We start from the raw sequence: 7,295 nt of genomic DNA, 5'->3' as shown, positions 1-7,295 counted from the left end.
GCCGTCGTCTTGAGGATGGATTTGATCATGGTGGGTCTTTCGCTGGGTGGTGGACGCCTGGCGTTCAGCGCACCGAGTCGAGCAATTTGTTCACGCGCGCTTCCGCGGCGTCCTGCGTTTCGGCCAGCGGCTTCTTGCTGGTCATCATGTTGCCGATCTCCTGGTCGACGGCAATCTCGATCGCGCGCTGACGCGGGATGCTGTGCGGCATGCCGCGGCCGGTCGCGGACAGCTCCACGATGTTGCTGCGCATGGGCAAGGCCTTGAAGGCGGCGCTGTTCAGGGCGGTCTTGTTGGCCGGCAGGTGGCCGGTGCGGGCCCATTCGCCATCGTTGTCCCAGAGGAACTTCAGGAAGGTGAGCGCCGCCTTGCGCTGGGCTTCGTCCTTGGCACCGCCCTTGATCATCACCCACGTGTGGCCGTCCGCGAACACCGATTTCTTGTCGAGCAGCCGGGGAAAGGGAACCACCGCGTAGCCGTTGCTGAGCGCCGTTCCGGGCTTCTCGGACTGGGCCACGAAATCGTCGATCTTCCAGGTGCCGACCACCACCACGCCGGTTTCGCCATTGACGAAGGCTTGGTTGGACGCCCCGTAGTCCAGACCGGTCATGATCAGGCCTTCGCTGTACATCTGGTTCATCAACGTCAGCGCCTTGGTCGCTTGCGCCGACTTCATGTCGAGCTGCGGCTTGGCGCCGCCCTTGAACAACTCGGCACCGTTCTGTTGATAGAACAGCGTCAGGAAGGTTCGCATGTTGGGCGAGGTCGAGTTCACCGTCGTCCAGGAGAAGTAAGGCTTGCCCGTGGCCTCCTTGAACTTGCGCGCCTGGGTCAGCAGTTCTTCGGGCGTGGTCGGCTCCACAGGGGTGCCGTCGGGCTTGGTGAGGCCGGCCTTCTTCATGAGGTTCAGGTTGAAGTGCCAGAGCCAGCCCCAGGTGTCGAAGGGCAGCGCATAGGTCTTGCCGTCGAACTGCGTGCCGGCCTTGGCGTGGTCGCTGTATTCGGAAGTGTCGATGCCGACCGACTTGAAACCGTCGTCCACCGGGTCGATCAGCTTGCGGTTCACGAAGTCACCGAGGGAGGACTCGTGCATCACCGCAACGGTGGGTACGTCGCGCGCAACGATGCGCGCGGTTAGCTGATCGTAGTACGGGCCCCATTCGACGATCTGCGGCTTGACGATGATGTTGTCCTTGTTGGTCGCGTTGAACTGGTTCACCAGTGTCGTGATGACACCGCACTCGCCGCGCGCTGCCTTGACGTCGGTCGATTTGCCGTAGTCGGCCTCGCAGGAGCCGAAGAAGCGCGAGAGCGTGATCTCGGTCTTCTGCTGAGCCTGCAGGGAGCCTGCGAGTGCACCGAAGAGGCCGAGGCCGACGAGTGCGTGGGTGGCTGTCTTTTTCATTCGAGTCTGTCTCCGTGAAGTGGTTGTCTGACGATTCATTTCACGGCCGTTCCGGAAACGGCCGCGATGATGTATTTCTGGAAGAACAGGTAGAGGATGAACACCGGAAGCCCGGCGAACACGGCCTGCGACATCAGGTAGCCGATGCCTTCGGACTGCCCGAAATTCGATTGCGTGGAAGCCAGTCCCAGCGTGAGCGTGTACATCTCCGGCTTGGACGCAGAGATCAACGGCCACAGGTAGTCGTTCCAGGCATGCAAAAATGTGAAGATGCCGAGCGTGGCCTGCGCCGGGATCGACAGCGGCAGGATCACCTTGAAGAAGATCTTCAGGCGCGAGGCGTTGTCGAGCATCGCCGCCTCTTCGATGTCGCGCGGGATCGCCTTGAAGTACTGCGTCATCAGGTACACGCCGAAGGGCGTCGCGAGGCGCGGCAGGATCAGCGCCGTGTAGGTGTTGTGGAGTTCGAGGTCGGCGAACATCAGGTGCAGCGGCACGATGATGGCCTGCTCCGGCACGGTGAGCCCGGCCAGCACCGCGAAAAACAACACCTTTCGCCCCGGGAACTCGGTGCGTGCGAAGCCGTAGCCGGCGAGCGAGGCCAGCACCAGCATTGCGAAGGTCTGCAGCATGGCGACGATCACGCTGTTCATCGTCCAGCGGAACACCGACGAGGTGGCGATGATGTCGGTGTAGTTCTTGATCGTGAACGGGCCCGAGAAGATCACGTCGGTGCGCACCGTGAGGAACTCGTTCGGCTTGAACGAAAGTGCGAAGACCCACACGAGCGGGGCTATCCACGCGATCGCCAGTGCAATGACGGCGCCCAGGATGAGGCGATTGCCGATGCTCTTTCCCACGATGTTCTGCATGTCAGTAACCCTCCTTGCGTGAGGACACCCAGACCTGCACGGCCATCGCGATCAGCATGATGCCGAACAGCACCTGCGACGCCGCCGCGGCGAGCCCCAGCGTCCAGTGCTGGAAGCCGGCTTCGTAGATGAATTGCACGATCGGGCGCGAACTGTTGTTGGGACCCCCCTGGGTGAGCAACTGCGCCTGGCCGAACAGCTGGAACTGCAGGATCACCTCGATCACCGCAACCAGGGCGACGGTGCGGCGGATCGCAGGCAGCGTGATGTGCCACAGCGTGCGCCAGCGGCTCGCGTTGTCGAGCGCAGCGGCCTCGTAGACCTCGCCGGGAACCTGTTGCAGGGCGGCGAGAAACAACATCATCGGCAGCCCGATAATCCACCACACGGTGACGGCCGCGATAGTCGGCAGCGCCCAGGCTTCGGAGGTCAGCAACGACACATCGGGCAGGCCGGCGGCGTGCGTGACGTTGGCGAGAAGGCCGTGGTGAGGCATCAGCACCAGCTTCCACACCAGCGTGACGATCGTGACCGACAACACCGACGAGCCGAAGAAGATGGCGCGCATTGCAGCGGCGGTGCGTCCCGGCCGATTCAGGGCCAGGGCCAGCGCCAGGCCGAGCGCCACAAAGACCGGCGTTGACATCAGGACGAATGCGAAGGTGTTGCGCACCGCCCCGCGAAAGATGTCGTCGGTCCAGAGGTCGCGGTAGTTCTTGAAGCCGACGAAGTCCGCCGTTTGCGACAGCATATCCACGTCCTGCAGGCTCATGTAGATGCCCTTGAGCAGGGGCAGCACGAGCAGCAGCAGGTAGACGACCAGGAAGGGCACGATGAACAGCCCGTTGCTCCAGCGCGATCCGCTGGCTGCCCCCGCGGCGTGCCGGCGCGCGGGTGGCGAGGCGTCGACAGGAAGCGTCGCGCTCATTGGGATGCCTTCGTGCTTCGCGCCCGCGCCGCCGCATGGTGGGCGGCGCCCGAGGGATCGAACAGGTGGACCGCCGAGGGGTTGAGGCGCAGGCCGACGACATCGCCTGCAGTGATCTCGCTGTCGCGGGCCGCATGGGCCACCACCGTGCCACCCGAACGCAGCGCGATGTGGGCATGCGTCTGGTCGCCGAGCCGCTCCACCACTTCGGCGGTGCCGACCAGGACGCCGGCGGCGTCGGAGCGATCGATGGCGAGCGCTTCGGGGCGCACGCCCATCTCGAGCCTGGCATCGGCCGGCAGCGAGGCGGCGTCGACCGAGGTTTGCACCAGCGTGCCGTCGGGCAGGCGCACGGCCGCGCAGCCATCCACGCCATCCGTACGCGTCACGTCGATGAAGTTCATCGCCGGCGAGCCGATGAAGCCGGCGACGAAGCGCGAGGCGGGATGACGGTAGATCTCCATCGGGCGGCCGATCTGCTCGATGCGGCCCTGGTTCATCACCACGATGCGGGTCGCCAGCGTCATGGCTTCGACCTGGTCGTGGGTGACGAAGACCATGGTCGACTTCAGGCGCTGGTGCAGGCGCGCCAGCTCGACGCGGGTGCGGGCACGCAACGCGGCGTCGAGGTTCGACAGCGGTTCGTCGAACAGGAAGGCGGCCGGCTCCTTGACGACCGCGCGGCCGATCGCCACCCGCTGGCGCTGGCCGCCCGACATCTGGACCGGTTTGCGTTGCAACAGCGGCACCAGTTCCAGCATGCGCGCGGCTTCCTGCACGCGGCGATCGATCTCCGCCTCGGCCACGCCGACATTGCGCAGGCCGAAGGCCATGTTGTCGTAAACCGTCATGTGCGGATAGAGCGCGTAGTGCTGGAACACCATCGCCACGTCGCGCGCGCCCGGCGGCAGGTGCGTCACGTCGCGATCGGCAATGCGGATCTCGCCGCCCGAGACCGGCTCCAGCCCCGCGATCATGCGCAACAGGGTCGACTTTCCGCAGCCCGACGGCCCGAGGAAGACGAGGAATTCCCCCGGCTCCACAGTCAGCGCGAGGTTCTTGATCACATCGACGCTGCCGTAGCGCTTGTCGATRCCGATGAGTTTGATGCCTGCCATGGTTGTCTCCAGCAATGTGTCAGTGGGAATGCCTCGGCACCCCGGCGCCGCGACCTCCCACGAGAAAATCGAAATCGCAGCCCTTGTCGGCCTGCATTACGTGCTCCACGTAGAGCTTCCGGTAGCCCGAGCCGTCGGCCGGATCTGCCTTCTGTTCGGCCGCCCAGCTCGCCAGCCGGTCGGCGAGTTCGGCGTCGCTGACCTCCAGGTGCAGCCGGCCGGTGTCGCAGTCGAGTTCGATCCAGTCGCCTTCGCGGACCACGGCCAGCGGGCCGCCCGCGCGCGCTTCCGGGGCGACATGCAGCACCACCGTGCCGTAGGCCGTGCCGCTCATGCGGGCGTCGGAGATGCGCACCATGTCGGTCACGCCCTGCGCCAGCAGCTTCGGCGGCAGGCCCATGTTTCCGACCTCGGCCATGCCCGGATAGCCGCGCGGGCCGCAGTTCTTGAGCACCAGGATCGAGTCGGCGGTGACATCAAGGTCGGGATCAGCGATGCGGGCCTTGTAGTCGTCGAGGTTCTCGAAGACCACGGCGCGGCCGCGGTGGCGCAGCAGGCGCGCGGTCGCGGCCGAGGGCTTGAGCACAGCCCCGCGCGGCGCGAGGTTGCCGCGCAGGATGCGGATGCTGCCGTCCGGCACCAGCGGGGTGTCCCAGTCGCGGATGACTTCGGGGTTGTACGAAGGCGCGTCCTTGACGTTGTCCCAGAGGGTCTTGCCGTTGGCGGTGATCGCGTCGGGGTGCGGCAGGCGACCGGCGTCGCCGAGCCGCCGCAGCACCGCGGGCAGGCCGCCCGCGTAGTAGAAGTCTTCCATCAGGAAGCGGCCCGAAGGCATCAGATCCACCAGCGTCGGCGTGCCGTGCCCGATCGCGGTCCAGTCGTCGAGTTCCAGGTCCACGCCGATGCGGCCGGCAATCGCCTTGAGGTGGATCACCGCATTCGTCGAGCCGCCGATCGCGGCGTTGGTGCGGATCGCGTTCTCGAAGGCCTGGCGGGTCAGGAGCTTCGACAGGCGCAGGTCCTCGCGCACCATCTCGACGATGCGAATGCCGCTCATGTGCGCCAGCACGTAGCGCCTCGAATCGACCGCGGGAATGGCCGCGTTGTGCGGCAGCGTGACGCCCAGCGCTTCCGCCATGCAGGCCATGGTCGAGGCCGTCCCCATCGTGTTGCAGGTGCCGGCCGAACGCGACATGCCTGATTCGGCTGACATGAATTCATGCAGCGTGATGGTTCCGGCCTTGACCTGCTCGGAGAGCTGCCAGACGACCGTGCCCGAACCGATGTCCCGGCCCTGGTGCTTGCCGTTGAGCATGGGCCCGCCGCTGACCGCGATGGCCGGCACGTCGACGCTGGCGGCACCCATCAGCAGAGCCGGCGTGGTCTTGTCGCAGCCCACCAGCAGCACAACGCCGTCGATCGGATTGCCGCGAATGGATTCCTCGACATCGATGCTCGCCAGGTTGCGCGTGAACATCGCGGTGGGGCGCAAGTTCGATTCGCCGTTCGAGAACACCGGGAACTCGACCGGGAACCCGCCCGCTTCGATGATTCCGCGCCGCACATGCTCGGCAAGCTTGCGGAAATGGGCGTTGCACGGTGTCAGCTCCGACCAGGTGTTGCAGATGCCGATCACCGGCTTGCCCTGGAATTCATGGTCGGGGATGCCCTGGTTCTTCATCCAGCTGCGATACATGAATCCGTTCTTGTCGGCGGTCCCGAACCATTCGGCGGACCTGAGCTTGACGGGCGACTTCGACATGGGAGCTTTCGTGAAGGATTGGCGAGGGAGGAATATAGTCATACTATTTATTCGTCTATCCTCGTGAAAACCCCTAGTTTTAGCTATTTTCTCGTTTTTAAGTATGACTACATAATCGACAGCATCGAAACGATGCGACGCCTGAGCGCGTGAAGCATGTGCATTCGAATTCGCCCTTCTCCTTCATTCGCCCACTTCACCGCCTCGACCATGACCGCCTTTGCCCACTATCCGAGCCTGGCCGACCGCACCATCCTGATCACGGGCGGCGCCACTGGCATCGGCGCCACCCTGGTCGAGCAATTCGTGGCGCAGGGCGCCAAGGTCGGCTTCGTCGACATCGACGCCGCCGCCGGCAGCGCGCTGGCCCAGGGCCTGGCCGGTGCCCGCCATCCGCCACTCTTCGTCGCCGCCGACCTCACGGACTTCGAGGCCCTGGAAGCCGCGATAGAGAGCGTGCGGCAGCGCCACGGGCCGATTGCGGTGCTGCTCAACAACGCCGCCAACGACCGCCGCCACCGCATCGAGGACACCACGCCGGCAACGTGGGACGCCGGCATCGCGGTCAATCTCAAACACCAGTTCTTCGCCGCGCGCAACGTGGCGGAGGACATGCGCAAGGCCGGCGGCGGCTCGATCGTCAACTTCGGCTCGATCAGCTGGAAGCTCAAGCAGGGCGGCATGCCGGTCTACACCACGGCCAAGGCCGCGGTGCAGGGCCTAACGCGCAGCCTGGCGCGCGATCTCGGGGCATTCAACATCCGGGTCAACACGCTGGTTCCAGGCTGGGTCATGACCGAAAAGCAGGTCAGCCTGTGGGTCGACGATGCTGCACGCGCCGACATCGCGCGCGGCCAGTGCATCAACCAACCGCTGATGGCCGAGCACATCGCCCGGATGGCGCTGTTTCTCGCCGCCGACGACAGCGCCATGTGCACGGCCCAGGACTTCGTGGTCGACGGGGGCTGGACGTGAAGGCCCAGCTGCTGGTCGATGCCCGGGCCCGACTGGGCGAATGCCCGCTGTGGTGCGAACGCACGGGCTCGCTCTACTGGACCGACATCGAAAGCGCGAGCCTGCACTGCTGGCAGGCAGAGGACGGGCGCTTGCGCCAGTGGACGATGCCCGAGCGCCTCGGCAGCTTCGCACTGTGCGACAGCGGCTCGCAACTGCTGCTGGGCCTGGCCTCGGGCATCGCGATGTTCGACAT

7 protein-coding genes are annotated in these 7,295 nt (G+C 65.4%); 2 read left to right on the top strand and 5 right to left on the bottom strand.

The genetic code is table 11. The features are described from left to right. Positions 1-64: 64 nt before the first annotated feature. Genes AC1DY5_RS35015 through AC1DY5_RS34995 form a run of 5 tightly spaced genes read right to left on the bottom strand, consistent with a single transcriptional unit; the run spans position 65 to position 6,085 of the window. Entirely contained in the window at positions 65-1,405 is a 1,341-nt protein-coding gene (locus tag AC1DY5_RS35015; RefSeq protein WP_478119012.1) for an extracellular solute-binding protein, read from the bottom strand. 35 nt (positions 1,406-1,440) lie between these two features. Continuing rightward, on the bottom strand, positions 1,441-2,277 hold the full coding sequence (locus AC1DY5_RS35010; RefSeq protein ID WP_478119010.1) for a carbohydrate ABC transporter permease: 837 nt from the start codon (positions 2,275-2,277) through the stop codon (positions 1,441-1,443). A gap of 1 nt (position 2,278) precedes the next feature. Further along, entirely contained in the window at positions 2,279-3,205 is a 927-nt protein-coding gene (locus tag AC1DY5_RS35005; protein ID WP_478119008.1) for a carbohydrate ABC transporter permease, read from the bottom strand. Beyond that, complete coding sequence (locus AC1DY5_RS35000) at positions 3,202-4,323, bottom strand: ABC transporter ATP-binding protein (protein ID WP_478119006.1); 1,122 nt, start codon at positions 4,321-4,323, stop codon at positions 3,202-3,204. The genes AC1DY5_RS35005 and AC1DY5_RS35000 overlap by 4 nt, the downstream gene beginning before the upstream one ends. A 19-nt stretch (positions 4,324-4,342) precedes the next feature. Next, a complete protein-coding gene (locus tag AC1DY5_RS34995) occupies positions 4,343-6,085 on the bottom strand; it encodes an IlvD/Edd family dehydratase (protein ID WP_478119004.1) in 1,743 nt (580 codons plus the stop codon). 210 nt (positions 6,086-6,295) lie between these two features. Here AC1DY5_RS34995 and AC1DY5_RS34990 point away from each other — a divergent pair, with 210 nt between their 5' ends. Together AC1DY5_RS34990 and AC1DY5_RS34985 are read left to right on the top strand one after the other, a co-directional pair. Beyond that, entirely contained in the window at positions 6,296-7,060 is a 765-nt protein-coding gene (locus AC1DY5_RS34990) for an SDR family NAD(P)-dependent oxidoreductase (protein ID WP_478119002.1), read from the top strand. Further along, positions 7,057-7,295 (top strand): SMP-30/gluconolactonase/LRE family protein (locus AC1DY5_RS34985; protein ID WP_478119000.1); only part of this gene is annotated, 239 nt, incomplete at its 3' end. The genes AC1DY5_RS34990 and AC1DY5_RS34985, both read left to right, overlap by 4 nt.

The sequence above is a fragment of the Variovorax sp. P4_D9 genome, from assembly GCF_056401695.1.
The sequence above is the reverse complement of the archived record's forward strand: the minus strand, read 5'-3'. Positions and strand labels throughout refer to the sequence as shown.